The sequence below is a fragment of the Nocardia sp. CA-120079 genome, assembly GCF_050955745.1.
GTDB lineage: Bacteria > Actinomycetota > Actinomycetes > Mycobacteriales > Mycobacteriaceae > Nocardia.
Genome location: NZ_CP192088.1, coordinates 2733263 through 2759717, shown reverse-complemented (window position 1 = coordinate 2759717; position 26455 = coordinate 2733263). Strand labels below are relative to the sequence as shown.

25 protein-coding genes are annotated in these 26455 nt (G+C 64.9%); 14 read left to right on the top strand and 11 right to left on the bottom strand.

The annotated features are described in order from the left end of the window. Nucleotides 1–26: 26 nt before the first annotated feature. The gene (locus ACQPYR_RS12630; RefSeq protein ID WP_433631447.1) at nt 27–2798 is read right to left on the bottom strand and encodes an ATP-binding protein; all 2772 of its coding nucleotides are present in this window, start codon (nt 2796–2798) and stop codon (nt 27–29) included. A gap of 138 nt (nt 2799–2936) precedes the next feature. Here ACQPYR_RS12630 and ACQPYR_RS12625 point away from each other — a divergent pair, with 138 nt between their 5' ends. From ACQPYR_RS12625 to ACQPYR_RS12610, 4 genes are all read left to right on the top strand, one after another. Next, nucleotides 2937–4214, top strand: coding sequence for an aminoglycoside phosphotransferase family protein (locus tag ACQPYR_RS12625; protein ID WP_433631445.1), 1278 nt, complete (start codon nt 2937–2939; stop codon nt 4212–4214). 60 nt (nt 4215–4274) lie between these two features. Further along, nucleotides 4275–4808, top strand: coding sequence for a hypothetical protein (locus ACQPYR_RS12620; protein WP_433631442.1), 534 nt, complete (start codon nt 4275–4277; stop codon nt 4806–4808). 9 nt (nt 4809–4817) lie between these two features. After that, a complete protein-coding gene (locus ACQPYR_RS12615; RefSeq protein WP_433631439.1) occupies nt 4818–5237 on the top strand; it encodes a threonyl-tRNA synthetase editing domain-containing protein in 420 nt (139 codons plus the stop codon). Between the two features lie 296 nt (nt 5238–5533). Further along, nucleotides 5534–5821 (top strand): hypothetical protein, encoded by a 288-nt coding sequence (locus ACQPYR_RS12610; protein ID WP_433631437.1) that lies wholly within the window; start codon nt 5534–5536, stop codon nt 5819–5821. A 250-nt stretch (nt 5822–6071) separates the two neighbouring features. Here the strand turns inward: ACQPYR_RS12610 and ACQPYR_RS12605 are convergent, their stop codons facing one another. Both ACQPYR_RS12605 and ACQPYR_RS12600 read right to left on the bottom strand, forming a co-directional pair. Next, the gene (locus ACQPYR_RS12605; protein WP_433631434.1) at nt 6072–6653 is read right to left on the bottom strand and encodes a hypothetical protein; all 582 of its coding nucleotides are present in this window, start codon (nt 6651–6653) and stop codon (nt 6072–6074) included. Nucleotides 6654–6881: 228 nt separating this feature from the next. After that, a complete protein-coding gene (locus tag ACQPYR_RS12600) occupies nt 6882–7616 on the bottom strand; it encodes a MerR family transcriptional regulator (protein WP_433631432.1) in 735 nt (244 codons plus the stop codon). 168 nt (nt 7617–7784) lie between these two features. Between ACQPYR_RS12600 and ACQPYR_RS12595 the strand changes: the two genes are divergently transcribed. Beyond that, nucleotides 7785–8141, top strand: coding sequence for a DUF1707 SHOCT-like domain-containing protein (locus ACQPYR_RS12595; RefSeq protein ID WP_433631429.1), 357 nt, complete (start codon nt 7785–7787; stop codon nt 8139–8141). 10 nt (nt 8142–8151) lie between these two features. On the opposite strand, the gene ACQPYR_RS12590 is transcribed toward ACQPYR_RS12595, so the two are convergent. Then, nucleotides 8152–10572: a tetratricopeptide repeat protein gene (locus ACQPYR_RS12590; protein ID WP_433631426.1), complete on the bottom strand. Its 2421-nt coding sequence runs from the start codon at nt 10570–10572 to the stop codon at nt 8152–8154. A gap of 164 nt (nt 10573–10736) precedes the next feature. Next, nucleotides 10737–12266 (bottom strand): amino acid permease, encoded by a 1530-nt coding sequence (locus ACQPYR_RS12585; protein WP_433631424.1) that lies wholly within the window; start codon nt 12264–12266, stop codon nt 10737–10739. Between the two features lie 198 nt (nt 12267–12464). Between ACQPYR_RS12585 and ACQPYR_RS12580 the strand changes: the two genes are divergently transcribed. The 3 genes from ACQPYR_RS12580 (at nt 12465) to ACQPYR_RS12570 (ending at nt 14921) form a co-directional block, all read left to right on the top strand. Further along, entirely contained in the window at nt 12465–13520 is a 1056-nt protein-coding gene (locus tag ACQPYR_RS12580; RefSeq protein WP_433631422.1) for an SPFH domain-containing protein, read from the top strand. 316 nt (nt 13521–13836) lie between these two features. Beyond that, nucleotides 13837–14412, top strand: coding sequence for a DUF3558 domain-containing protein (locus tag ACQPYR_RS12575; RefSeq protein WP_433631419.1), 576 nt, complete (start codon nt 13837–13839; stop codon nt 14410–14412). Between the two features lie 35 nt (nt 14413–14447). Continuing rightward, nucleotides 14448–14921 (top strand): hypothetical protein, encoded by a 474-nt coding sequence (locus tag ACQPYR_RS12570; protein ID WP_433631416.1) that lies wholly within the window; start codon nt 14448–14450, stop codon nt 14919–14921. A 183-nt stretch (nt 14922–15104) separates the two neighbouring features. On the opposite strand, the gene ACQPYR_RS12565 is transcribed toward ACQPYR_RS12570, so the two are convergent. Both ACQPYR_RS12565 and ACQPYR_RS12560 read right to left on the bottom strand, forming a co-directional pair. After that, nucleotides 15105–15314: a DUF397 domain-containing protein gene (locus ACQPYR_RS12565; RefSeq protein ID WP_433631413.1), complete on the bottom strand. Its 210-nt coding sequence runs from the start codon at nt 15312–15314 to the stop codon at nt 15105–15107. After that, on the bottom strand, nt 15311–16192 hold the full coding sequence (locus tag ACQPYR_RS12560) for a helix-turn-helix domain-containing protein (protein WP_433631410.1): 882 nt from the start codon (nt 16190–16192) through the stop codon (nt 15311–15313). Before ACQPYR_RS12560 ends, ACQPYR_RS12565 begins: the two co-directional genes overlap by 4 nt. A 203-nt stretch (nt 16193–16395) precedes the next feature. Between ACQPYR_RS12560 and ACQPYR_RS12555 the strand changes: the two genes are divergently transcribed. The 6 genes from ACQPYR_RS12555 (at nt 16396) to ACQPYR_RS12530 (ending at nt 18968) form a co-directional block, all read left to right on the top strand. Next, nucleotides 16396–16782: a hypothetical protein gene (locus ACQPYR_RS12555; protein WP_433631408.1), complete on the top strand. Its 387-nt coding sequence runs from the start codon at nt 16396–16398 to the stop codon at nt 16780–16782. Further along, the gene (locus ACQPYR_RS12550; RefSeq protein WP_433631406.1) at nt 16782–17120 is read left to right on the top strand and encodes a hypothetical protein; all 339 of its coding nucleotides are present in this window, start codon (nt 16782–16784) and stop codon (nt 17118–17120) included. Before ACQPYR_RS12555 ends, ACQPYR_RS12550 begins: the two co-directional genes overlap by 1 nt. Nucleotides 17121–17126: 6 nt before the next feature. Further along, on the top strand, nt 17127–17462 hold the full coding sequence (locus ACQPYR_RS12545; protein ID WP_433631403.1) for a hypothetical protein: 336 nt from the start codon (nt 17127–17129) through the stop codon (nt 17460–17462). A 129-nt stretch (nt 17463–17591) separates the two neighbouring features. Then, entirely contained in the window at nt 17592–18314 is a 723-nt protein-coding gene (locus ACQPYR_RS12540) for an ESX secretion-associated protein EspG (RefSeq protein ID WP_433631400.1), read from the top strand. Nucleotides 18315–18441: 127 nt separating this feature from the next. After that, a complete protein-coding gene (locus tag ACQPYR_RS12535) occupies nt 18442–18705 on the top strand; it encodes a type II toxin-antitoxin system Phd/YefM family antitoxin (RefSeq protein ID WP_433631397.1) in 264 nt (87 codons plus the stop codon). After that, the gene (locus ACQPYR_RS12530; protein ID WP_433631395.1) at nt 18702–18968 is read left to right on the top strand and encodes a type II toxin-antitoxin system RelE family toxin; all 267 of its coding nucleotides are present in this window, start codon (nt 18702–18704) and stop codon (nt 18966–18968) included. The genes ACQPYR_RS12535 and ACQPYR_RS12530 overlap by 4 nt, the downstream gene beginning before the upstream one ends. 193 nt (nt 18969–19161) lie before the next feature. On the opposite strand, the gene ACQPYR_RS12525 is transcribed toward ACQPYR_RS12530, so the two are convergent. The 4 genes from ACQPYR_RS12525 to ACQPYR_RS12510 all read right to left on the bottom strand — a co-directional run bounded on the left by ACQPYR_RS12525 (nt 19162) and on the right by ACQPYR_RS12510 (nt 26452). Then, the gene (locus ACQPYR_RS12525; RefSeq protein ID WP_433631392.1) at nt 19162–24060 is read right to left on the bottom strand and encodes an NAD-glutamate dehydrogenase; all 4899 of its coding nucleotides are present in this window, start codon (nt 24058–24060) and stop codon (nt 19162–19164) included. A 156-nt stretch (nt 24061–24216) separates the two neighbouring features. Further along, a complete protein-coding gene (locus tag ACQPYR_RS12520) occupies nt 24217–24951 on the bottom strand; it encodes a hypothetical protein (protein WP_433631389.1) in 735 nt (244 codons plus the stop codon). 10 nt (nt 24952–24961) lie between these two features. After that, the gene (locus ACQPYR_RS12515) at nt 24962–26029 is read right to left on the bottom strand and encodes a hypothetical protein (RefSeq protein ID WP_433631386.1); all 1068 of its coding nucleotides are present in this window, start codon (nt 26027–26029) and stop codon (nt 24962–24964) included. Nucleotides 26030–26098: 69 nt separating this feature from the next. Next, complete coding sequence (locus ACQPYR_RS12510; protein ID WP_387296775.1) at nt 26099–26452, bottom strand: helix-turn-helix domain-containing protein; 354 nt, start codon at nt 26450–26452, stop codon at nt 26099–26101. Nucleotides 26453–26455 lie beyond the last annotated feature (3 nt).

Here is a 26455-nt window from a genome sequence, read left to right as displayed (position 1 = left end):
GAGCTGAGTGCGGCTCCGGGGCGGCATTACTTCCCGGACAGTGCCGCCGCGATCTCGCGGCGTGATCCGACGCCGAGCTTGGCCAGGATATTCGATACATGCGACTGAATTGTCCGGCGCGACAGGAACATCTGCGCGGCGATATCGGAGTTCGAGAAGCCTTCGGCTACCAAGGCGGCGACCTTGCGTTCGGTATCGGTCAAGGAGGCCCGTCCAGACTTGGGACGGTTGCGGGGTCCGCGGACGCCGCGTCGAATTCCGTACGGGCGCATACGCGCGACCGCACGAGCGGTATCCCAGGAGGCGCCGAGTCCGGTGTAGAGCTCGATCGCGGCATCCAGGGCGGCGCGGGCATCAGAGCCGTGCCCGACCGCGGCGAACAGTACGGCGGCGTTCTCGTATGCCTGTGCCTCGTAGAGCGGTCGCCCCGCCTTCCGGAATTCGGCGGCGGCGCTGCGCACGGTCGCGGGGTCGCGCTCGGCGACACCGCGGCACAGCAGCGCGGTACCGGTTCGGGACGCCGTGGGTTGACGCCGTGCCAGCTCGGCTGATGCCGTCACCATCGAACGCGCCGCCTTCTCGTCACCGACATCGGCGGCGAGGCGGGCGATGTCGGGGAAGATGTAGTACAGCGTGGCCCCGGTCAGACCGCCCGCGAGCCGCTCGTGTGCGTCGACGAGGAGATCCAGCGCGCCGCGCGGGTCACCGCGGGTCTCGAGCATGAGGGCCTTGATCCACGGGTAGAACTGGCCGTAGCTACTGCTGCCCAGTTGGTCATCGGGTGCCGGGATGGTGTCCGGATCCGGCAGAAAGGTGCCGCGGTGGATGCCGATCAGCGCGGACAGGCTCTGCAGGATCGTGGTGTAGCCGAGGGCATCGGGCACCGACTGGCCCGAAGTGCATTCGACGAGCGCATCGTCCCAGCGTCCGTCCAATAGGTAGAGCCGCGCCTTGGCGACCACATTCGCCCCCAGAAAGACACCGTGGATCCGGCGATTGTGTCCGATGGCCTTGTGTAGCACCGCTTCCGCGTCGGCGAGTCGATCGAGCTCGATCAAGCAGTGGGCGTTGAGAATGTAGGGATCGAACTGGTCGGAGCCGAACCCGCTGTTGGAAACGGCCAGGATGCGGCTGCTCAATTCCAGCGCCTCGTCTTGATAGCCCAGGGTGTGGCGCACAGCCCCTATGGTCAACAGTCCGTATCCGGTCACGAGCGGATTGTCGGTGGCATCCCCGATCGCCAGCGCCCGCTTACCCGCCGCCTCCGCCGCATCGAATCGACCGAGGAAGAGGTTATCCAGTCCGCTCATCCCGCAGAACCGGCCCGCGTCCGCATCCGTGAGATTCGGGGTGGCCAGGGCCTTCTCGGCGATCGCGACCACTTCGCGCAGATCGCCCCGCGCGTGGCAGGCTTGCATCAGCAACCATTGCAGTTCGATATCGTCCGGTCGGTTCAGCAGCGCCGTGCGCACGAGAGCTTCGGCCTCGACCGCGCGACCGCTCCACAGCAGCGCTTGGGCGTGCAGTCGCAGCAGTACCGGACGCACGCCGAGGTCCGCCGTGCCCGCGGCGCGCTGCAACAGCCCCACCGCGATCTCGGGTGCGCGCACGATCAGCTTGTCGGCCGTCGCGACCAGCCAGTCCAGTGTCGGGGTGTCGAGTTCGTTCTCTCCCGCCAGCAAGTAGTAGGCGATCCGTTCGATGGGTGCGTCGGTGGCCAGCAGGATCTGCCCGGCCCGGCGCAGCAATCCCGCACGCAGCGAATCGGGCAGCTGATCGGCGAGTACCTGACGGATCAGGTCGTGGCGGAAAACCAACTCCGAATCGGCGCGGGTGAGCAATCCACCGTCGGTCGCCTCGGTGACCACATTCCAGATCTCGAGGATCGGACTGTCCAGTACCGCAGCCAATTCCGCGACGTACACGGTCGGCCCGAGTGCGGCGGCCATCGGAAGAACCTGGCGCGCCGACCGGGACAGGAACTCCAGCCGCTGCGTGATCGCCCCCGCCAACGACGCGGAGGGACCATCGGCCAGGTCGGTCGGATCAGCGGTATCGGCGACCACCGTGATCGCCTCGTCACGCAACAGCGAGGCCACCAATTCCGTGATGTAGAGCGGATTTCCGCCCGCACCGACCACCTGCCGCATCAAACCCGGCCCCGGAGCCGCACCGACCATATGCCGAACCAGTTCCGCCGCCGCCGGTTCCGGCAGCGCGCCGAGTCGAATCATCGGCGCACGGCGTTCCACCAGTTCGGCCGTCAAAGCGACAAATCCGGTGTCCCGCGGCAGCGGACGCGCTGCCAGCACCAACAGCAGCGGCAGAACGCCGACGACCCCGCACAGCCGGTTCAGCACCGCCAGACTCTGCCGATCGGCCCAATGCACATCGTCGATGATCAACGCGACCGGACCTGCGGCACACCAGGTATCGACCAGATCCAGGATCGCCTCGGTGATCGCGAACTCGTGCGTCGCCGCCCCGTCACCGGCCCGATCCCCACTGCGCAGCAGCGCACGCACCGGATCCGAACCCCGATCACTGTCCAGCCACGAACACACCGCCGCGAACGGCACCTGCCGCTGCAACTCCTTCGCGGCTCCGCGGCGCACACTCAGGCCATCGGCCGTGAATCGATCAACAGCCGCATCCAGTAGCGCGGTCTTACCGATACCCGGCTCGCCCTCGACGAGCACCACCGTCCCCTCTCCCGCGACGGCGCGCCGACCTAGCGAAACCGCACGCTCGACCTCGGCATCGCGACCGACGAACACGGAGGTAAGGGGACCCTGCACGCAGAGGATCCTATGCTTCTGCGCGCCGTTGTGCAGAATGCACATCCCCCGCTCAGCGCAATATCTCGCCGTCCGGTGCGGATATTCCCACCCGCTATGACGGATGTTCCCGAAACGGGGCTGCCCTAGGGTTCGCCGATGACGGCCGCCCGCAACCCGGAACCGGCCGGGTACAGCGCATCCGATCGGCCGCCGACCAGAGGAGAACCGATGCAGTCCGAGGCACCTACCCGGCACCCCGCACTCACGGTTGTGCGCGGAATCACCCGCGTCGGTGGTCATCTCGCGCGGGAAGCGGTCACCCGTCCACAGGCCCTGCGTGCGGCCGACGTGCCGGTGACCGGTCGAGAATTGACCACCGATTGGCTGACCGCCGTGCTGTGCTACAACCATCCGGGTGCGGTGGTCGAGGCGTTCGATATCGCGGACAAGAGCAGCGGTACTTCGACGCGGTGGAAACTCACCGTCGGCTACAACGAGATCGGCCGGGTCGCGGGTCTACCAGAAAACCTGTTCGCAAAGACGACCGCGGATTTCAAACAGCGGTTGACCCTCGACTTGGCCGGTATCCTGCACGGCGAACCCGGCTTCTTCAAACATGTACGGCCCAATCTGGATATCGAGGCGCCGCGCGGCTATCACAGCGCGGTCGACAGCCGCTCGGGACGCTCGATTTCGCTGCTCGAGGACATCGTCAGCACCAAGGGCGCCAGCTTCTGCACGCCAGGTACCCCGATCGGACGCGAGCAGATCGAGGACCTGCTGCGCACCATGGCGACCTGGCACGCTCGCTACTGGAACGACGAAGGACTCCGCCTGCACACGTGGCTCAAGGCGCCGCGGGCACATTTCGCCAATCTCGACCGGTTGATCGGCATGTCCACGCGGGCCAGGGTCGGAGCTCGGCGCGCGGCCTCGGTAGTCCCCGAAGCACTTCCCGCCCAACATGATCGGTTGTACCGCGCCTTGGAGCGTTCGCTCGAGATCGCCAGCACCGGACCGCAGACCTTCCTGCACGGCGACAGCCATATCGGCAATACCTACGTCACGCCCGCGGGCCGGATGGGTTTCACCGACTGGCAGGTCGTGCTGCGCGGCAGCTGGGCCTACGACTTCGCGTATGTCGTCACCTCGGGGCTGGACATGGCCGACCGGCGGGCCTGGGAACGCGAGCTACTAACCGGATATCTGGAACGGCTGGCAGACTGCGGTGCGCCGGCGCCCGACTTCGACACGGCCTGGCTCGCATACCGCCGGCAGGCGCTGTATCCGTATTTCATCTGGCTCTCGACCATCGGCCACAGCGCCATTCAGCCCAAGTATCAGCCCGATGAGGTCTGCCTCGGCATCATCGAGCGAACCGCCACCGCCGTACTCGACCTCGATGCGGCCGGAGCCGTCGAGGCGGCCGGATGAAAGGACCAGATGTAGCCGATGCGCATCGTCAGTAATCGTTGCCGCACGATCGAATACACCGTGACGACAGCGAGCCCGTGCGCCATCAGTATCGAACCGTCGGCGATCGGGGCACGCAGATGCTTCCACGACTGCCTGCTGCTGACGATCGGGGTCGATCGCGGCGACCGGGCGCTGGCGGGCGCCGTCATACGGCTGGTCCGGCGCATCGTCAGCGAATCCGATGCCGGACCGATCGTCGTCGAGGGCTTCGCATGCCTGCCCCGTCCCGACAAAAGGAACAGCACCCCGACGGGATTCGATGTGCTCTCCGAACTCGCCGAGGCACTCGACGTCCTGACCGAGCTCACCGAGCGACTGGAGGAACGTGGTGAACAGGTTCATCTGATGCCGTTCGGCTGGTACAAGAATTGCCGTGTCGACCCGCTCGATGGGGTCCGGAGACAACAGGTGATCCATATGTCGGCCGACGACAATCGGCAGTGCGAGCCGGTGCTGCGCTGGCCCGGTCCGCGTTCACAGTTCCTGGCGCACACCGCGCCGGCCGTACGGGTAAGGAAAGTCTGCGTCACCCCTGAGCGTGGGCGACGCTGAACACCGAGCATGAAGATCTTCAGTAGTCGTTGCCGCACTTTCGAATACACCGTCACCACCGCAAGTCCGGCCGCCGTCGATCTCGAATCGGCTGCAATCGGGGTGCCCAATGCCTTCTCCGACTGCCTGCTGCTCATGGTCGGCGTGGAGCGCGGCGATTCGCCCTCGTCGATGGCGGCCGCGAAGATCGTGCGGCGCATCGCGTCCAAAACCGATGCGTCGCATATCGTCATCAACGGGTTCTCCCATCTGGCAACCCCTGGTGAACGATCCGATATCCCGACGGCTTTGCGCGTACTGGCGCATCTGGCCGAATCCCTCGAGGCCCGCGGCGCCCGCGTCCATCTCATGCCGTTCGGCTGGAATAAGCGCTGGCAGGCCGACGTCCTCGACGGCGAATGGGAACAGCGCGTCGTCCACCTGTCCTGACGCGGCTGTCCCCGCTCCTGAGAAGCATCCCGGTACCGGGCCCACTACTGTCCGTGCGTGGCCGAATCCACTTCCCGCACTTGATCACAGGTGCGCCCGAAGCGCCGTGCGCGGGAATCTCCAGCTCTGCCCGCAGAAGCGGGAAAATTTACCGTAAATGTGGAAATTTTCCTAACGGGTCACTATTGATTGTGCCGCTAAATAGCGGCACAATAGATCTCAGACAACCTGCATCCCCGGCACACCCACTACCGACCAAGTCCGGGCTCGGCGGGACGAAGGAGATATCGGTAACCATGAACCTCAAGTCGAAGAAGGTCGTCATAGCCGGCGCGGTCGCCGGTGCACTGGTGATCACACCGGCCGCCATGGCGATTCAGTCGACCATCGCGGCGCCCGGTAACCACAGCAACAGCAATGGCGGCGGCGCCCGGGGTGGCGGGTACAGCAACGGCAACTCGGGCAGCCGCCGTGTCGCCGATCAGGATCACGCCGCCTCCGGCAACAACTCGAGCCGGGGCTCGTACGAAAGCGGCGGCGACAGCGGCCGCTGGGTCTGGGTGCCCGCCGAGGGCAGCCGCTGACCCACTCCCCCTGCGGCTCTTCATATTACGAATACGACCGCCGCTCCGAAAGGAGCGGCGGTCGTATTCGTATGCGCACTGGACCGATGCGTCGTACCCCTCGAGACGCAGACTCACACCGGCAGTCAATTGCACTCCACCAGTGGCCGATCGACCGTTGACAAAGACCGATGCCCTCCCGGGCGGCGTGCGCGAAATTGCACGGCCGCCCGAAAGGGCATCAGCGGTAGAAAGATTCGCGGTTGGCGACTCAGGTCAAACTGCCGTCGACGCACAGGCTCGACGACCGCCAGGACGGTCCCGGCCGGTTTGCGGCCATATCGAAGGTCCAGTTCGAAATCGGTCCGGCCGCACGCCAATACAGCCCGCCGCGGCCGTCGGCAACGGCCTCGTACATGTCTTCGCGACCCTCGATCAGCTGACTGCCGACGCAGTAGTCCATGTAGTCGGTGCCCGGCTGCTGCGCCCCCGGGCTGAACTTGCCGGCCGGATTGCCATTGGTACCCGGGTTGTACACGGAGCTGCGGCCGCGGGCGTAGCCCTCACGGGACCACCGCGCGAAGCCGAAGAAATCGGACTCGCACCGGTATGTCCAGCCGCCCGCGGAGATCGCCACGCCCTGCGGAATGGCTTCACCGGCCCACAGGCAGCGCACCCCGATATCGGCATTGGCCGCTGGCGTTTCGATGCCGACACCGAATCCACCGATGCCTGCCGCGACCGCTGCAAGCAAGGACAGTGCTCGGATCTTGTTGCGTCCCCTGGCATTACGAGCCTGGTCGGGACATTCCGTAGGTCTGGGTGCGTCGCGCAGTTGGCTGACGTTGATCATCGACGTCTCCTTCATCATTGTCTCGCCCGCCGGCCGACGTCGATACGGACCGGAGGGAGGTGCTGTTCCCGCTGTCTAATGTAACGCTATTTAACGGCACGTTGAGCGAAGTATCGCCAACTGTGGGAACGATGAAAAAGGAAAGGCCTGGCCAGCGACGCGCGTAACCGAAGGATCGGCCGCATGTCGAGCAAGAAATTGCACGCGTCGGCGCAAGTCGAAAGCGCGTCAGGCGTCGGGCAGCGCCTCGGTGAGTTCGCTGTCCTGTTCGAGGTACTTCGCGACAAAGCGGTTCACGAGCTCGGCGGTTGCCTGCCCCGGGCGGATCCGCGTCTCGGCCACCCGGTCCGCGAGTACCGCCCTATCCGCCGGGGTGCGCTCGGAGTGCTGATACGGCTCCCACGCCGACCGATGGAACAGATCGACGAAGCGGCGGGCGATCCGATCGCAGTCCGCGCGCAGCCGCTCCAATTCGCCGAGCAGCGCATCGACCGGCATGCCCGCGCCCTCCAACTGATCGAAGATGCGGATCAGCTGCGGATCGGCGATGCGGTAGGTCGCGGCGTCGACCGGTTCGTACAGGCCGACCGAGACCACGCGGGCCAAACCATGGGGCACGTCGCGATAGCGCTGCTCGAGTTCGGTTGCCGCGATCGTGTCACCGGCCGGCGGCGCGGTGGACTGCGTCGCACCGGGCTCCGCGACGCCGAGGATGTCACCGAGATCGTCACCGCGATCCCACGCCTCCAGCAGTTCCCTGATCCCGTTGAGCTTGATCCCCCGGTCCAGCAAACGGCTGATCGTCTGGACCCGATTGAGGTGATCCGGTCCGTAAAAACCGGTGCGGCCCTTCACCTGTGGTGGGGGCAGGATGCCGCGCTCGGCGTAAACCCGCAGGCTGCGCACGGTCGTACCAGCCTGGCGCGCCAGCTCATCGATCGTGTACTCCACGTCCCCTGCCATATGTCTAGGAAACCACACAGAAACATTACCCGTAGGTAAGCATACGTCAGTGATGTCGGGCACCTATGGTTCGCGGCCCGCCGTCAACCCCCAAAGACACCCCCTAACTATTCCCGCCGTTGGCAATTCGATCCGCCGAACCGGCGACGGCGGGCTTATCCTTCGGATATGACCGAGGCGCAGGCTTCCCGAATTACCGTGACAGAACGGGAACGGGCGCTCGAACAACTGTCGCACCATCTCGGCACCGGACGATTGAGCCTCACCGAGTTCGACGAACGCAGCGCCGTTGCCGCGGCGGCAACCACCAAAGCACAATTGGCGGAATTATTCGCCGACCTGCCCGGCGCTACTCCGGCCGCACCGCCCCCGCCCACCGGCAGTAGTGCGCTGCAGCGACTTCGGACGATCGCCGCGGTGATCTCGATCATCGCGGTCGTGCTGGCGGTCGCCACCGGCAACTGGCTGTGGCTGCTGGCGGGCACCGGAACCATCGTCGCCTTCGTGGTGCAGCAGCTGCGTTGAGCCGTCCGACCTACCAGCGGGTGCGTGGCCGAATGGAATTCGCCAGATCGACCAGCCGATAGCGGTGCCAGCGATCCGGCGCCGTTCTCGCCAGGGCGCGCAGGCTGGTTTCGAGCCCCTGCCGCAGCCCGGCCGAGGTCACCGGGAAGCCGAGGATCGTCCGGTTCGGATTCCGCGGCCGCCCGCCGACCCGCAGCCATTCCAAGGCCGCACCGACCACGATGACCTGCAATTGCAGCGTTCGCGCATCGTCGGGCAGCGCCTCCAACCGACCCGCCGCCGTGCAGATATCTTCCTCGGTGATATCGGCGATCGGCCGCGAGACCAGCAGCAGGCAGCCTGTCGTATGCGCCACGCCGTGATGTCTGGAGGCGGCGGGTACCTGGTCGAGCACGGTGACGGCCTCGAGTAGTTCGCCGTCGGCGGCGAGCCGGCGGGCCAGGCCGAATGCCGCGCTCACTACGCCGTGGTTGGTCCGCCAGACCGCACGGTAGTGCTCGGCCGCGGCGCGGTGCCAGCGATCCGATTCGGCCGGGTGGTCCAGATGCTGCAGCACCAGTTCCGCGGTGGCGGCCAGGGCCAGTTCCGGACCGATCTCGCCGGGCAGCATCGAGTGCACGGACTCGAAATGCTGCCAGGCCCGTTCGTAATGGCCGTCGAGCAGCGCGGCGATGCCGACGTACCACTCGATGCGCCAGTCCGCGCTGTAGTCGGCGCGCAGATCGGCCAGCAGTTGACAGGCCGGAACGGTCTCGCCGAGGTCCAGATAGGCGCGGACCGCGGTCAGCGGCCCCTCCAGGTCGAAGGATTCCGGGGCGACGATCGTGCCGGCCCGGATGCGTTCGTGCGCCCGGCGCAGCGCGTCCAGCGCGTGCCGCGGTTCGCCGTGTAGTAGGGAGGACAGCAGTTCGGCACTGGGGTCCTCGCTATCGATCAACGGCGTCGGCAGGGCCGCGACGACATCGCGCGCCTCGAGCACTGGCATGCGGGCCATGCCGTCGACGATGCCGTCGGTCTGGCCGATGAGGGTGTCGGTGCCGAAATCGTCTCGCATGGAGCTCAATTCGACCGAAGGTTGCGGATGTTCCAGGCCGGTATCGATCGCGAGGACCATGCGCAGCGCACCGGCGAGTTGACAGTACATCGAATACGCGGACGGGAACCGGCGCTCCGGCTCCGGATCGGTGGCGCGCAGCAGCAGGCGGTACAGACACGGATAGCGCGCCAGCAGCGGATCCTCATCCGGTTCGGGTATGCCGCCGAGAAAGTTCCCGCTGCGGTCGCGCGGCAGATCCAGGGCCAGCGCCGCGAGGGTCCGGCCGACGGTGTAGATATCCGATACCACGGTCGGTCCGGTCTCGGTGATCTCCGGGGCCTGATAGCCGGGCGTGCCGTAGATGCTGCCGTAGGAGTCCATCGCGGCGACCGCACCCAAATCGATCAGTTTGACCTCGTGCTCGCTGACCATGATGTTGTCGGGTTTCAGATCGTTGTATGCCAATCCGAAGGAATGCAGATAATCCAGTGCGGGCAGGATTTCCATGATGTAGGCGATGGCCTCTACTACCGGAATGCGCTCCTTACCGCGCAGATCGAGCATCTTCTTCAGCGATTGTCCGCCGACGTATTCCATGACGATGTAGCCGTCCGGAATATCGCGGGCAGACCGATGTTTGACGAAGTTGTAAATCTTGACCACGCCGGGGTGGGCCACCTCGGAAAGGAATTGCCGTTCGGCGAGCGCGACCACATGCGCCTCGAAGTCCAGCGGGTTCTGCAAACCCTTCAGCACGACCCAGCGATCGCTGACATTGCGGTCGACCGCGAGATAAATCCAACCGAGTCCGCCGTGTGCCAGCGATCCCTGCACCTCGTATTGATCGGCGACGAGTTCACCGCGCTGCAGGGTGGGACGGAAGTTGAACGGTGAGCCACAGCGGCCGCATTCGCCAGCCACCGCACCCGGCTCGGTGGCGGTGCGACGGCCGACCGGTTCCTGACATTTCCAACAGAACCGTTTGAGTTCGGGCACTTCCGGATCGTCGAGAATGGCGGTGCGTGGGTCGACCGGCGCCACTCGCGGCATCGGCACCAGACCCGCACCGAGCCGGCGCACACTCGGCCGGGAGCGACTGCTTCGACCGGAGACCGCCTCGTCGAGTTCGAGAGTCTCCTCGGCGCCCGTCACCGGATCGCTCACCGGCATGGTGTCACCGGGTGCCGGAGGCGCGGAGATTCGTTGCGACGGAGCGCGTTCCACGGTGCTCGGCCCGGACCATGGATGCTGGCGGCGTTGCGACGGTTCGAGTTTCGACATGCCGCGGGTAGCCCAGGGATGTGGCGTCCGTCGCGGAACCTCGGTACCACGCATCCGCCGATTCGCCCATGGATGCGGCAGCGGATTCTCGGAGGCGCTGGGTTGTTCCGGCATGGGAACCTTTCGAGCCCGGTGAATAGGGGACCCATTCTCTTCCGCCGTCCGCCGCCGTGCGCATGCCTTATTCCCCCTTATGGGAATAGCTCCGCCCCGGACATGTTGTCCGGGGCGGAGATCCCGTAGCGACTGCTTGCGGGTCGCTCGAAATGATCTGTTTACTACTCCTCGTCGGGCTTGTCGAGAACGACGACCGTCTCACCCTCGCGGCGCGGCCGCTCGGCCAACACCGGGAACTGACCGGTGATGCCCTCACGTTCCTGAGCGACCTGCAGCACCCGCTTGCGGGCCAGGAACCAGCCGCCGACGAATGCCGGAACCACGACCACCGCCATGGCGATCACCGCACCACGCTGCTCGACTTCATGGCTGCACGCCATCAGCACGATCACCGCGACCAGGAACACCAACGTGGCGTAGCTGGTGTAGGGCGCACCGATCAGCCGGAACGACGGCCGTTCGATCAGACCCTTCTTCGACCAGCGGAACAACTGCAGCTGGCAGATCACGATCGCGCCCCAGGCCGCGATGGTGCCCAGCGCGGACATGTTCAGCACGATCTCGAAGGCCTTGTCCGGCACCAGCGCATTGAGCCCGACACCGACCAGCGCGATCGCGCCGGTGGCGAGGATGCCGACGTAGGGCACACCGCCATTCGACATCCGCGAGGCGATCTTGGGCGCACTGCCGTTCATCGACATCGAGCGCAGAATGCGGCCGGTCGAGTACAGACCCGCGTTGAGGCTGGAGAAGGCCGCGGTCAGCACCACCAGGTTCATGATCGAGCCGGCACCGCCGACACCGAGCTTGGAGAAGAAGGTGACGAACGGGCTCTCACCGGCCTTGAAGACGACGTAGGGCAGCAGCAGTCCGAGCAGCACCAGCGAACCGACGTAGAACAGCCCGATCCGGGCGATGACCGAATTGATGGCCCGCGGCATGATCTTTTCCGGGTTCTCCGCCTCACCGGCGGCCGTACCGATCAATTCCACTGCGGCATAGGCGAATACGACACCGGTGGTGACGGTGACCAAGGGCAGCAGACCGGTCGGGAACAGGCCGCCGTTATCGGAGAGCACGGTGAAACCGGTGGTCTCGCCGTCGACCTTGAATCGGCCCGCCAGGAAGATGGTGCCGACGATCAGGAAGGCGACGAGTGCGACGACCTTGATCAGCGCCGCCCAGAACTCCAGCTCACCGAACCATTTCACCGAGATCAGGTTGATGCTGACCACGATGGCCAGCGCCACCAGCGCGATCAACCACTGCGGTATCGCCTCGGTGGCTCCCCAGAAATGGACATAGGTGGCGATCGCGGTGATGTCTACGATGCCGGTCATGCACCAGTGGAAGAAGTACATCCACCCGACCGCGAAAGCCAGCTTCTCGCCGTAGAACTCACGCGCGTAGGAGACGAACGATCCGGAGGACGGACGATGCAGCACCAGCTCGCCCAGCGCCCGCAGGATGAAGAACACGAAGATGCCGCAGACCGCGTACACGATGAACAGTCCGGGACCGGCCGTGTGCAACCGACCACCCGCACCAAGGAACAGTCCGGTTCCGATCGCGCCCCCGATCGCGATCATCTGCAGCTGGCGCGGGCGCAACGCCTTGTGATAGCCCGCATCCTCAGCATGCAGAGCATCCGCGGGCGCCGGCACTTCCGCGGAGTGTTGAACGGTTGTCATGGTGGTGCCTTTCACGTGACGGCGATCATATCGCTGCTTAATGTATCGCTATTCAACGGCACGTTCAATAGTGAGTCAAGACTTGTAACCGCGTGGAAACGTTCTGGAGCCGCCCTACCCGCCGTGACCTCGGCGTTAGTTGATCGTACCGCTGAACATCGGTACGCTGGATACGTTTACGGCTGATGGAGCGCGAGCATGGCATGGTTCGAACGGGAGTTCATCGCGGTCCCTGAGGATCGCAAGAATCAACTGGTCTACAAGTGGCCGGATGTCAACATCCGGCGCTACAGCCGTGCCATCGTCAATGCCGACGAGATCGCCCTGTTCGTCAAGTCCGGGCAGGTCGTGGCAGCCATGGGGCCCGGTCGGCATCGGATCGATGCCGACGAACTCCCCGTTCTCGGCGCACTCGTGGATACGTTGACCGGCAACAACTTCTACCGCGCCGAACTGTATTTCGTCTCCACCCGCGAGTTCCCCGGCATCAAGTTCGGCGGCCGCCTGGCCGATATCGCCGACCCGGTCAGTGAACAGGTCGTGACGCTGCGGGTCTTCGGGGAATTCGCGCTGTCGGTGCGGGATCCGGCCGAACTGGTCACCTCACTGGCGGGCACAACCGACCTGAGCGTCCCGGCTACAGTCGAGTCCTGGAGCTCGGACCTGCTCCTGAAGTCCATGAAAGTCGCTGTCACACAGGGTATTTCCCGAGGCGACTGGCCGGTGCTCGGCCTGGCCGGACAATTGGAGCCGATCGAGGCCGCCGTGGTGCGCCAGACCAATCTGACACTCTACGAATACGGCCTGCGCATCCCGCGCCTGGGCAACTTCGATATCACCCTGGCACCGGAAGATGCGGACCGCATCAAGCGACTGGCCAAGGACGTCACCTACATTCGCCTGGCCGGCGACTTCCAGCGTTACGCCGCAGGTGAATTGGCGCTCGGCGCGGGTCAGGGTTTCGCGCATGGCCACGGCGGCGGGGACGGATTCCTCGGCGCGGCACTGGGTTTGAACGCCATCCAACAGCATGCCCCAAGCAATCCGTGGCAGCGTCAGGCGATTCCGGCTGCCGCACAACCGGTTCCGCCGGTGTGCACCGGCTGCGGAACCGACAATCCAGCGAATGCGCGATTCTGCATGAACTGCGGTGACCCATTGGCGGCCCGCCCGCGCCACTGCACCGAATGCGGTGCGGACCTGACTGCAGCAGCCAAGTTCTGCGGAAGTTGCGGCACCGCCGCCGCAACCTGATCCAGTTCCCAATCAGCGCGCGACCGCCACCATCGCGGACATCGCTCCAGCCAGCGGCGAACTCCGCTGCCAAGCCACCGGTACAACTGCCGTTGGCCAACGCATCCACGTCCGCGGCCGCGGAATCCAATGCGGTGCGCAGTTTCCTCGGCCAGTCCCGTAGACGTACTTTCCTCGAATGCCGGTGTCGGACACGAGACATCCGCAGCTTGTAGGCGGATCAGCCTGCCGGTACGGTCGAACCAACTGAACAGGGGGCGGGAGCCGGGCCGGCCCTGATCGATGCCGTCGATAAAGCCGGTGACCAGGAGGACGCATGATCAGCAGGGGGAACACACTGTTCGGGGCCGCGTTGGCGGTTGGTGCTGTTGTCCTGCTGTCGGGGTGTGGGTCGTCGACCGACGGGGATGCGAAACCGGTTGCTACTTCTACGGGTGCGGGGCCTTCGCTGGCTGCCGATGCGCCGAACAGCTATGACCCGTGCAAGGACGTACCGCAAAATGTGCTGGACTCGGAAAAGCTGCATGGCAAAGACCCTGACAACAGCGAAGCGAGCGGTGGAGTCAAATGGCGCGGTTGCGCCTGGGTGCGATCCAACGGCTACTCGGTCAGCATCCGCACCACGAATCTCACCATCGATCTCATTCGTAGCCGCAACTTCCCCGAAGCGAGTGAGTTCACTATCAACGGCAGGCGAGCGATCTCAACCCGTCAGTTCGACGGCCCCTACATCAAGGAGGCGTGCACTGTGGATGTGGAGATGAAGGGGGGCAGCCTCGAGTTCAACCTGAACAATCCGCCGTCGAACCGCGACACCGGCAGCACCGACTCGTGCGTGCTCGCTCGGGGGTTGGTAGAGAAGGTTGTGCCCAGCTTGCCTGCCACTGCCTGATCATTGCTTAACAGATGGAATAGGGAGGGACCTACATGGCTGACGGCGACAAGGCAGCACCGAGCCCGTTGGCGAATCTGATCACCGAGGCCAGCGAGGGCCGACTCACAATTCGGATGGATCTCGACAAGTTCGTCTATATCGACCGTGACTGCGAATACTTCAAAGACCAGATCCGGAAGATTCAGCGCTTAATGACCCAGGTCTCGCAGCAAGAGAAGTGGGATCTCGGTGAGGGTTTCCCCACGCAGGGCGACCGAGACCTGATCTCCGCTAAGACGATGGTCAAGCGATGGCGAGAAAAATCCCAGGGCTCGGAGAACAGCGTCTATGCGGTGATGGAGTCGCACTACAAGGTCATCGAAGACTTCCAGACCCTCTTCCGCACTGTCCGCGAACGCATCACCGGCGTCGACACGGAGCAGGCGGCGAAATACCAAGACCTGGTGGCGAATCTGCCGCAGCAGGCGCCCGCGCAAGCCAAGATCTTCTCCTGGCCAGGACCATAGGATTCTGGGCTCGCGCACAACTTCGCCACGGGGCACACATCGACGCTCCGCATGACACGCCGGTCTGAAATCAGAAGCTCTGTGCGAGAGCGGTTTTCGACCGGGCTGGAGTGGAAGACAGCCCCATCTCGACATCGGAGTTGTCGTGATGGGGCCGCTGTGGTGCTCGGAGATACGTCAGGCTCAGGCGTGGCGGTCGAACGCTCCATCCGAGACGCCCGAAGTGAAAGCGTCCCACGCCCTAGGCGTGAAAACCAACGCCGGGCCGGTTGGGTTTTTGGAATCACGAACTCCGATCATGCCTCCATCGAGGTGCGCAACCTCCACGCAATCCCCGCCGGTGCCGCTGCGGCTGCTCTTGAACCACTTCGCCGCGGATAGATCGATGCTCAAGCTTCGTACTCCTCTGCAATTGCCACTAACAGCGTCCTGGATTCGTCCTCGTCGAGCGCTGCGGTCTCGATACTCGACACCGCGATGCGATACCGATCGATCTCGTCGGGTTTGTCCAGGTACAAGGCACCAGTGTAGCCCTCGACGTGGACGACGGGCGGCTCGGTGAGTGCCGGGTTCGGGTGCTCCGGGAACTCGAGCAACACGAATGAACGTGCCTCCAGTCCGAGGTGGTCACCGCTGGTCAGGGGAACGATTCTGATGGACACGTTCGGAAAGTTGCTCAATTCAATGAGGTGACGCGACTGAGCTGCCATGACAGCGGCTCCGCCGATTTGATGACGCAATGCCGCCTCGCTGAGCATTACGTCTAGAGTGAAGTGCTCAGGCGATTCCTGCAGGCGCTCTTGACGTTTGACAAGGAGTTCTATGTGCCGGGCAATCTCGTCATCCGTCAAGGCTGGGATGTAGTTCTGCGCCACGGCGCGCCGGTAGTCGGCCGTTTGCACCAGGCCCGGCAGCAACGTCAGCTGAAACGACGTAATACGGCAGGCTGCCTGTTCGAGCACGACGAAGAGGTCTTTGTCCCCGAACATCGCGTCACTGTAGGACTGCCACCAACCGGTCTTGCGGGCCTCTTCCGCCAACCAGAGCAGAGCGTGCCGGTCGTCGTCACTCGCGTTGTAGACATCGCACAGTGCTCGGATCACCATCTTCTTAACCAGGGCAACCTGACCATTCTCCAACCGCCACAACGTTTGTGAACTCATCTCGGAAAGCTTGGCCGCCTTATCCCTGGTGAGCCCCGCCTTCTCGCGAAGCTGGAGCAATCGTCGAGCCAGCAGTCTGCGAGGAAGAGTCGTCGTCTGCGATGCCATGTGGTCCCCACCTTTTTGTTAGCAGAACTATGAAATCAATCCAGTTGATCTGGAAGGAATCTAGCTGAGATCAATCAGATTGTTATGACTCCATTTTCGAGTCAAACAGTGATGTACTCGTTTGGCGCCACGCGGCTGGGACAACCGATTGGCCCGCCGCTGCGGCGATCCCAACGATCACACCGAAGATGATGGGGGTACCGATGAACGCGCGAGTTACGGATGATGTGCCGAACCTTCGGCCAATCGACAACCCGATACCGAAAGCTATTGGCTTCGTTCGCAATGACGTATCCGGGCTGCATGCCCCACGCCACGCCCTCGACGTGCGGCGGCATGCGACCACGCTCGGCTGCCAGTACGTGTACACGGTACGGCCACCGGCAGATGTCGACGACCCGATAGCCTACGGGCTCGGCATAGCGGCCGGGCTCGAAATCCAGGTGATCGTCGTTTTCGACCTCAACCACGTCGACTGTCTGCCCGCGTTGATCTGTGACGCCGGGTTCGACCTGGAAACCGTTTGCCCGCAAGGCACTTGGGTGCGTTCCGCGCACCGCGTGTCCGACGCCGGGACAGGGGCGGCGTGATGTACGAAGAAGCGCTGCTCAACCCACCGAATATCTGCGACTTCGTCGAGGTCGAGTTGGCACACGCACAGATGCGCCGACACCGCGCGTGCCGGATCGAGCGGTGCGCGTGGAAGCGGGTCGCGTACTACACGCTTGTGCGGCACGGCCGGATCGCACCACCGCAGTCGAGCCCGCGCGAACGCGCCCGATCGCGCGGCATCGACTTTCCCGTCGACACCATCGACCGCTCCCTGCCCGAGGCCATCCCCGAGCTCCGCACGTTGAACCAAGTGCTCGAAGGGCTCACCCAACTGGCACTACCACCACGGCCCACCGACAACGACATCGAGAAGTGAACCGCTATGGGGGCGTGGCAAATAGTGCACAGCGTCCTCGCGGTCGTCGGCGGCTGTGTGTTCGCGATGGTCGGGGTGGCGTGTGTGTGGCCGATGAACCAGCCACGCCGCGACCGGCCCGCCACACGCCGCTGCCGATTGCGGACGGTCGAATGGCCGGAGGCGTGGACCTGCGGCCCACCCGAGCAGCCGTTCACCCTCGCCGACGCCCATGTCGCGATGCAACTACATCGCGAGCACGACTGCGAACGCAAACACGCCGCATTCGACACACTGGTCGCCGCCGGTCGCATCAACCCCGATTCCACACGCCGACACCGACTCTGGGGCAAGCCCTGGTGAATAGGCACAATATCGCGTCTACAGCGGCAGCCTGGACCAGATCGACGCATGGTTGGCCTTCCAGCGGCGCAAACAGCTCGCCGACCGCACTCACACAACCAAACCCCGCACGATCGATTGGAATGTCTGATGGCCGAATGGACTTGGGAGCCCGACGATTTCGTGGCACTGTGGTTCAGCCTCGGGAACGACCGGATCCCCGATCCGCTCCGCTTCACCAGTCGCTTCGCCTACCGCAACGAGTTCGAAGCCCACCGAACCACCGTGCGCGAGCGCTACTCCCGCGACGAATCAGCGGAAATCGAACTCGCCCTGGATACCTTGACCACCTCTTTGGTGCGCATCCAAATCCTCGGCGGCACAACCCGACACGAGAACACCGACGGCGGCGTCCGCGTCTACCGTATTGTCGGCGCACGATCCGACCGGCACGCGATGTCGCTGGCACAAGCCACCTTCGGCGACACCAACGGCCCGATCCGCTGCCGCCTGTTCCCCGCCGACCACCTCCCCACCCAACTCGCCGACTGCCTCCCACCCTGCAAACCCGGCACCCAAACGCAGGACGCCGCTCCCGCCAACGGCGACACTCCGCACGAGCGCATTCAGCGCCTCCTACACCGCCCCGCCGACGGCGGCGGGTCCGCCCTGCTGTTCACCGGCCCCGTCACCACACCGAACAAACCGCTCGCCGCCGTCCAATGGCACGACATCACCGATGACGGCCGCTACACCGAACTCCACGACCAACACAACACCGTCCACCCGACCACCCCCACCGACCTCGCCGCCCACTTCAGCACCTGGATCGCGCGCGCCACCCAACTCGAAGCCGAGCAGGATCGCAGGTAGCCGCGAGCGGCTCCCACGCACGGCATGCCCCACGATTCCGTGCGCGGCGCAATAAAACGCGACCGGCACCCCACAGATCGACGAGAGTGTGATCATGTCGCTACCACGGCGTGTACACATAGCGTGTATGACCGAGCATGTGACCGTCCGTGAGCTTCGCGCTGGACTAGCCACAACCCTGGATGCGGCAGAGCACGGTGAAACCACGATCGTCACCCGCGACGGCCGCCCCGTCGCCGCCCTGGTGCCGGTGAGCATGCTTCAAGCCCTGGAAAACCGGGAAGACGAACAGCTCGCCGATATCGCCGAACGCCGCTACCAGCAGTACAAGGGCGAGGGGGCGATCAACCTCACCGAGATGTTCGCTGAAATCCTGGACGAACCGAAGTGAAATACAGGTTCGAGTTCACCCCGGAAGCACAACAGGGCATCCGCAATATTCCCAAGACGGACGCCCTCCGGCTACTTCAGAACCTCGCCCAATCGGGTGATGATCCTTACGCAGCGAACAATGCGGTCAAGCCGATGACAGGCGAATACGTCGGTTTCTATCGGCTCCGCTGCGGTGACTATCGTGCCATCTATCGGATCGAGAACAATCGATTGGTGATCCTGGTTATCGCGGCCGGCGGCAGGGACATCGTCTACCGGTAACGAGCACTCGCTCGGATAGCCTCTCGCGCAATCGATGTCGAGCGGTCCCCGTCATCCCGGCGAACACCGGGACCCACTGCGGAGGTATGGGTCCCGATGTTCGCGGGAATGACGGGGAAATTCACCGGCAACGCTTTGCACACCCCCGCGGCCTCGGCGGACCGATCGCCGAGACCGGGGGGCGTGCGGCCAGTTAGCTCGAAACAGGCGCTGCCGCAGCGGATTCCCCGCTACTGACCATGCTGCGCACCTGCCGTGCGGCCACCGAAAGCGTCGCCAGGTCGTGCGTACCCGCCGCGAAGATCTCGCCGAGCGAGGCCCCGGCGCGCGCCAGGCGGGGACGGTTGACCGATTCCCATTCGGCGATCTTGTCGGCGGTACTCTCGTTCGGTTCGGATGCGGTGATCACGTCCAGGGTGAGCGAGCGCAGCGAATCGTAGAGGTCGTCGCGAACCGCGAGCCTGGCCAGGGTGCGCCACCGGTCGTCGCGGGCGAGGTTGCTCACCGCGGTCAGCAACCGCTCGATCTGGAAGTGATCGTCGAGTGCGTAGTAGAGCTCGGCGACCTCCTCCGCATCCCGTTCGGCGATATCGGCCACGTCGAGGATGTCCAGCAGCGGGAACAGGTGGATGAGCCGGTACACCTCCTCGGCCAAATCCGCCGGCGCACCCCGCTCCACGGCCGCGCGCGCATGCGTCGCCAGATCCTCGGCGTGGGCAGCGGGGAGGCGGGCAGGCAGCATGTGGGCTGCGAGCTTGCGGACACCGTCGCGGTAGCGAGCGATATCGGCGCCGATGGCGATCGGTTGCGGGCGGCTGGTCAGCAGCCAGCGGGATACGCGATCGAGGGTGCGCCTGGTCTCCCGCTCGAGTTCGTCGCGGGCCGCCGTCGACATCGGCGTGGTCCGAATGCGTTGCCAGAGCGTGTGCAGATCGAAGATTTCCACGGCGACGGTGAAGGCGCGCACCGCGTCGTCGGTACTCGCACCCGCCTCCTCCGCCAGCCTGAACGCATAGGTGATGCCGCCGTGGTCCACCATGTCGTTGACCACCATGGTGGCCACGATCTGACGGCGCAGCGGATGCCTGCCGATCGCGTCGGCGAACCGTGCGCGCAACGGCGCGGGGAAGTACGCCAGCAGCGCCGAGGTGAATGCCGCGTTATCCGGCAGATCCCCGGCCAGCAGGTCATCCTTGAGCGAAAGCTTCACGTGGGCGAGCAGATTCGCCAGCTCCGGCGAAGTGAGCCCACGCTCGGCCGCGGCACGCCTCTTCAGCTCGGCATCCGAGGGCAGTGCCTCGAGCCGCCGATCGACACCGCGCCGGAACTCGAGGTCGGCGATCAAACGCCGGTGCACGCCCGCCATCGGCACCGCCTGAGCGCGCGAGAGCCCCATCCGGAAGTTCTGCGAAATATTGTCGCGCAGCACGAGTTCGGAGACCTCGTCGGTCATCGCGGCGAGCAGTTCGGTGCGGTCGGCGGCATCGAGTTCGCCGCCGGAGATGACCGCGTCCAGCAGCACCTTGATATTGACCTCGTGGTCCGAGCAGTCGACACCCGCCGAATTGTCGAGGGCGTCGGTGTTCATCCGGCCACCATTGGCGCAGTATTCGACGCGACCGAGCGCGGTCGCACCGAGGTTGCCACCCTCGCCGATCACCTTGGCGCGCAGCTGGTTCGCGTCGACACGCACCGTATCGTTGGATTTGTCACCGGCATCGGCATTCGTCTCGGTGGATGCCTTGATGTAGGTGCCGATACCGCCGTTCCAGAACAGATCGACCGGTGCGAGCAGAATCGCGCGGATCATCTCCGGCGGGGACAGCGTGGTCACACTCGGATCCAGGTCCAGTGCCGCGCGCACCTCGGGGCTGACGGGCACCGCCTTGGCGGACCGGTCGTAGACACCGCCGCCCGCGCTGATCAGCGACTTGTCGTAGTCGGCCCACGACGAGCGCGGCAGTGCGAACATCCGCTGCCGCTCCCGGAACGACGTCGCCGCAACGGGATTCGGATCCAGGAAGATGTGCCGGTGGTCGAACGCGGCCACCAGGCGGATGTGCTCGGACAGCAGCATGCCGTTGCCGAAGACGTCGCCGCTCATATCGCCGACCCCGGCGACAGTGAAATCGGTTGTCTGCGTGTCGATATCCATCTCGGCGAAATGCCGTTTGACGCTCTCCCACGCACCCTTGGCGGTAATGCCCATCGCCTTGTGGTCGTAACCGACCGAACCACCCGAGGCGAAGGCGTCACCGAGCCAGAAGCCATATTGGCGCGCAACATCGTTGGCGATATCGGAGAAGGTCGCGGTGCCCTTGTCGGCGGCGACGACCAGGTAGGTGTCGTCACTGTCGCGGCGCACCACCCGCTCCGGTGGCAGCACCTCACCGGAGGCGTGGTCGACGTTATCGGTCACATCCAGCAGACCGGAGATGAAGGTGCGGTAGCAGGCGATGCCTTCGTTCAACTGCGCTTGCCGATCCGCGGTCGGATCACCGGTCGCCGTCGGCGGCTGCTTGACCACGAAACCGCCCTTGGCACCGACCGGCACGATCACCGCGTTCTTCACCGCCTGCGCCTTCACCAGACCCAGGATCTCGGTGCGGAAATCCTCCAGACGATCCGACCAGCGCAGGCCACCACGCGCCACCGCACCGAAGCGCAGATGCACGCCCTCCACCCGCGGCGAGTACACGAAGATCTCGAATTGCGGCCTTGGCCTGGGCAATTCGGAGACGGCATGCGGATCGAATTTGAACGACAGGTACTCCGGCGCGTTGCCGTCGCTGTCGTGGCGATAGTAGTTGGTGCGCAGCGTCGCGGTGATCAGGCCGAGCACGGCGCGCAGGATACGGTCGGCGTCGAGGCTCACGACCGCGTCGATCTCGGCCTGCAGCCGTTCGGCGATGCCCGCTGCCCGCGCCGATGCCACCGCTCCGACACCCTCGGGGTCGAAGTAGGCGTCGAACAATTCGGTGAACAGCCGGGCCATGGTCGGCTGCGCCAGCAGCACTCGGGAGATATTGCCCAGCGTGTAGGCGAATCCGGCCTGCTGCAGATACTTCCCGTAGGCACGCAGTATCGAGATCTGCCGCCACTGCAGACCGGCGCGCAAAACCAGCTCGTTCAGCGCGTCGACCTCGGCGCTGCCATTCCACATGGCCGCGAAGGCCTCCGGGAAGTATTGCCGCACACCGCCTTCGACCGATGATTCGTCGGCCGAGCGGGTGAGATCGGCTTCGAGGTCGGCATCGATCGCGGTGCGCAACAGTGTCGCCGGGACGCGCAGCCCGAAATCGTAGATCCACTTCTGCGTATCGTCCGGCAGGGTGATGCGGTGCGGCCGTTCGTCGACCACCTCCACCCCGAGACTTTGCAGTACGGGAAGCACGCGGCTCAGCGAGACGCCCTCGCCCGCGACATAGAGCGTGAAACGCCACTCCCCCGACGGCGATTCGGCGTTGCGATACAGATTCGTATCGATGGCGCCATCGCCAAGGCGGTCCAGCCGCTGCAGATCGACGAGCGCCTGCTCCGGCTCGTACTCCTGCTGGTAACCGACCGGGAATGCGCTCGCGTAGGCGTTGGCGGCCTTCGGCGAGATCGCGGGTACGCCGGTCGCGGCCGCGACCAACCGGTCGGCCCAACTCCGGGTGCTCGCGAACAGCAGCTCCTGGATGCGCTCGCGATTGGATTCGGAGATATCGGCAGGCTCCGCGTCGGGACCGCGATGCACCGTGAAATACACCACGGCCAACTCGGATTCGCTCGCCCTTGCCGAGTACGCGACCTGCTCACCGTCGAATTCCGTGCGCAGGATCTCCTCCATGCGCAGCCGGACCTCGGTCGAGTATCGATCACGGGGCAGGTAGACCAGGCAGTAGACCGCACCGCTGCGACCATCGCGCCGGATGAACAGGCGAACCTGCCTGCGCAGCCCCAAATTCATGACCGCGGAGACGGTTTCGAACAGCCGCCGGGCATCGGTGGAGAACAGCTCCACCCGTGGGAAGGACTGCATCATCTCCAGCATCGCCTGCCCGGAGAACGAATTCAGTTCGAAGCCGGCCCATTCGATGACCTGGTGCACGCGGCGGGTGATGACCGGGATGTCGAGGATGTTCTCGTGCAGGCCGGTCACCGTGAAGGTGCCGACGAAGACGTGCTCACCCTGCACCGCGCCGACGCCGGTACCGCCACTGCCGTAGTCGGCGACGCTGACGAAGTACAGCTCACCCGATCCCGGGATCAGCGAATCCACCGATCCGTTGGACAGCCGCAGGACCGGTCGGGTGTTGCCCATTACGGGGACATCGAGATCGATATTCGAACCGTTCCAGAGCACGCCGAGGCCGGTGCCCGGCACCTGCTGCGGTTCGTTTCCGGCATCGGTCCGGCTGCTGCGGTAGTAGCCGTAGCCGAGCACCGTGAAGTGCCCGTCGGCCAACCAGCGCAACAACTTCGCGCATTCGGGCACCTCCGGATCGTCGGAGCGTTGCGCGATATGGTCGAGCCGACCCGCCAACGCGACCATCGCGTTCGCCATTCCCGGCGTATCGTCGACGACCTTGCGCAGCACCCGCAGCAGGGCGGGCAGCTCGCGATCGATCCGATCCAGCAGCGCGGCTCCGACACCTGGCGCCAGCTGCACATGGATCCACGATTCGGTGACCGTGTGGCTGCCGCTCGCCGGTACGGTGTCGGGCTCCTTGGGTGCGATCGCCCGCAGCCGCCCGCGCCGGTCCCGCACGATATCGAAGACCGGGTGGACGACCTCGGTCACCGCGGCGCCGAGGCGGCGCAGCGCGGTGGTCACCGAGTCGACCAGCAGCGGCATATCGTCATTGACGATCTGGATGGCCGCGCCGAGTCCGCTGCCGTCGTCGGGGCGGTACACCCGGGTGATCGCCGCGCCTGGCAGCCGAATCGCGGCCAGTTCCAAGTGGTTTCGGAAGATCTGTTCGGCCCGATCGGTAATCGTCGGCGCGGGGGCGCCGGGCTGGATCCAACGGAAGTAGGCCGCCTCCAGATCGGTCGGATCGTCGCGGAACCGTTTGAATGAAATCGTCTGCTGGGTGGTTGCCACCATCGACTCGTGCCTTCCCGAGATCTGAGCCCGTAACCGTACGGTTCCCATACATTACATGGTTTGATGTGCCGTTGTATAGCGGCACGTTAAATGCGTAACAAAATCTTGAAAAGATCAGCACTGGTCAAGTGCACTGACCGGCCGGAGTCCGGTCGGTCAGGGGGTTAGACCGGACCGCGCCATGAAGGTCTGCGCCGCCGTACGCCCGGTGAAGGCACCCGTCTCGACGCGAAGTCCGACAAGGGTATTCACGTACCGCAGGGTTGCCGACGGACTGACCGCAACGAAGACGACACCGTCGGCCAAGACAGTTCCGCCCGCCGTCCGCCAGTTGCGCACGGTATCGGCCCGGCGCTCGGGTGGATCCAGTGCCACCGAGAGCGTCAAATCCTTGCCACCGGTGATCCCGCCCGCGAGCAGCGGGTCGGCCGCCGGGATGACACAGTTCTCGGACGCGGAATCGACCGGCTGACAAGAGGCGGCCGCACGCAATTGGCTCGGCAACGCCTGATCGACACCCACACCGGGCAGCGAGGTCAGCGGCGTAGAACACGAACGGACGACCGTGAAGCCGAGGCCGAAGACCATGGTCACGATACCCGCGACCGCCGCACCCCACTGCCAGCGCGGATACTGTTTGGCGGCAAGCTTTTCCGCACCCGCCACGGCGTGCTCCGCGCCCGCCACCGCGTGCTCCGCACCCGCCACCGCGCTCCCGGTGGCCGCCACGGCCCGCTCGGCACCCGCGACCACCTGCTCGGGCTGCCCCAAATGAGTCAGGCTCGATAGACGATGCACCGCGGCCAGCGGCGCACCGCAATGGCCGCATTGGGTCGGATTACCGCTATTGCGGTGTGCGCAGTACTGGCAGACCAACTCGGCTACTGACATGGCAGCGGCCTCAATGCCCGGTGATCACGATGGAGGAAATCGCGGTCGTATTGATCGTCGGATCGCCCTTGGATTCCTGAATTGTCAGTACGATCTTGGACGCCTGCACGGGGACCTCGAATTTGGTGACGACCAGGGTGCGCTGATCCAGGGTCGTTTGGGTGTAGCTCGTCTTGTTCGGATCGTCGAACGTATACCGAATCCGGCTGGCGGTCCGGTATTTCGTCCACTGGTCCACGCCGTCGCTGCCGGTGTTGTCCCAGCCGGGGACGATGCCGATCGAATCGATCTGATAGGTCTTGCCGAGATCGATGGTCAGCACCTGCCCGTCGACTTTGTATGCGCGCACGCATGACCAAGCCTTGCCCTGGCCACCGAAGGCATCCATGCCCGGTGTACTGCCCGGCGGGCAATTGGCTGTGGCGGACTTCGGGGTGATCGCTCCGGAAGGGGCAGTCGACGATTCCGGTTTCGACGTCGGGGCCGCCGCGGTCGGCGACGGGGTGATGACCGCGATGCGATCCGGCGCCTGCGAATCATCCTTCCCACCGGTGGAAACCAACGCGATGATGAGCAAAAGGGCCAAGACGCCGCAGACCGCCAATGCGACCTTGGGATTCTTGAGCTTCTTCGCCAGCACGACGATCCGCTCCGCGGGCTCCGGCCCGCGCGCCTTGGACGCCCCGGATGCGGTGCTTGCCGGTTCCTCGGGCGGAGGTTGCCTTGCCGAGACATCGGAGTAGTCCGATGAAAAGTCCAGTGCCGGTGCGGCATTCGGCGGCTGGCCGTTCAGCAGCGCGATGATCCGCTCACTGGCCTTCGGCCCGTCGGAGGCTCGCCGCGGCGGCAGATCCGTTTCGGGCAGGGCGCCCTGAGCCGAACCGGCTGCCACCGCGGGACCGGAGAACGGATCATCGCCGAAACCCGGTTCGCCGAATTCCGGATCGCCGACCAGCGGTCCACTCAGCACCGATCCGGTCGCCGGATCGTTTTCTCCGAACGACGGATCCGAGAGCAGTGCATCCAGGACCGCGCCTCGATGGCGGAGAAATACATCTCCCGGGTCCTCGGCAGCCATGGTCGGGATCGTATCCAGACCGGCCTGCGCCGCGGTCCCGCGTTATTCCCGCTGGCGGGAATAACGCAATCAGCGACTCTTCTGCTCGGTGACGAAATGTTCCGGCGGCACGTCGAATACCCGCGCCAAGGCGATGATCAAATCGAGCCTGGGTACCGCGTCACCATGAATGAGCCGGTACAGCCCCGACTGGGAAACCGGAACATCCGGGTACGCCTGTTCCAGATGCTGGGCAAGCGAATAGAGGGTCAGCGACCGCGTCGACCCGTCCTCGGTCGATACCACCGATTCCGCGATCAATTCCGAGAGCCGACTCGAGAAGATCGCCACCGCGGCCTGTCTCGGGGTCAGTGCCTCCCCGTTATCCTCCTGCACAAATTCGCCGTCATTCGGCTGGGAGTCCACAACCACGCTGATAGACACTAC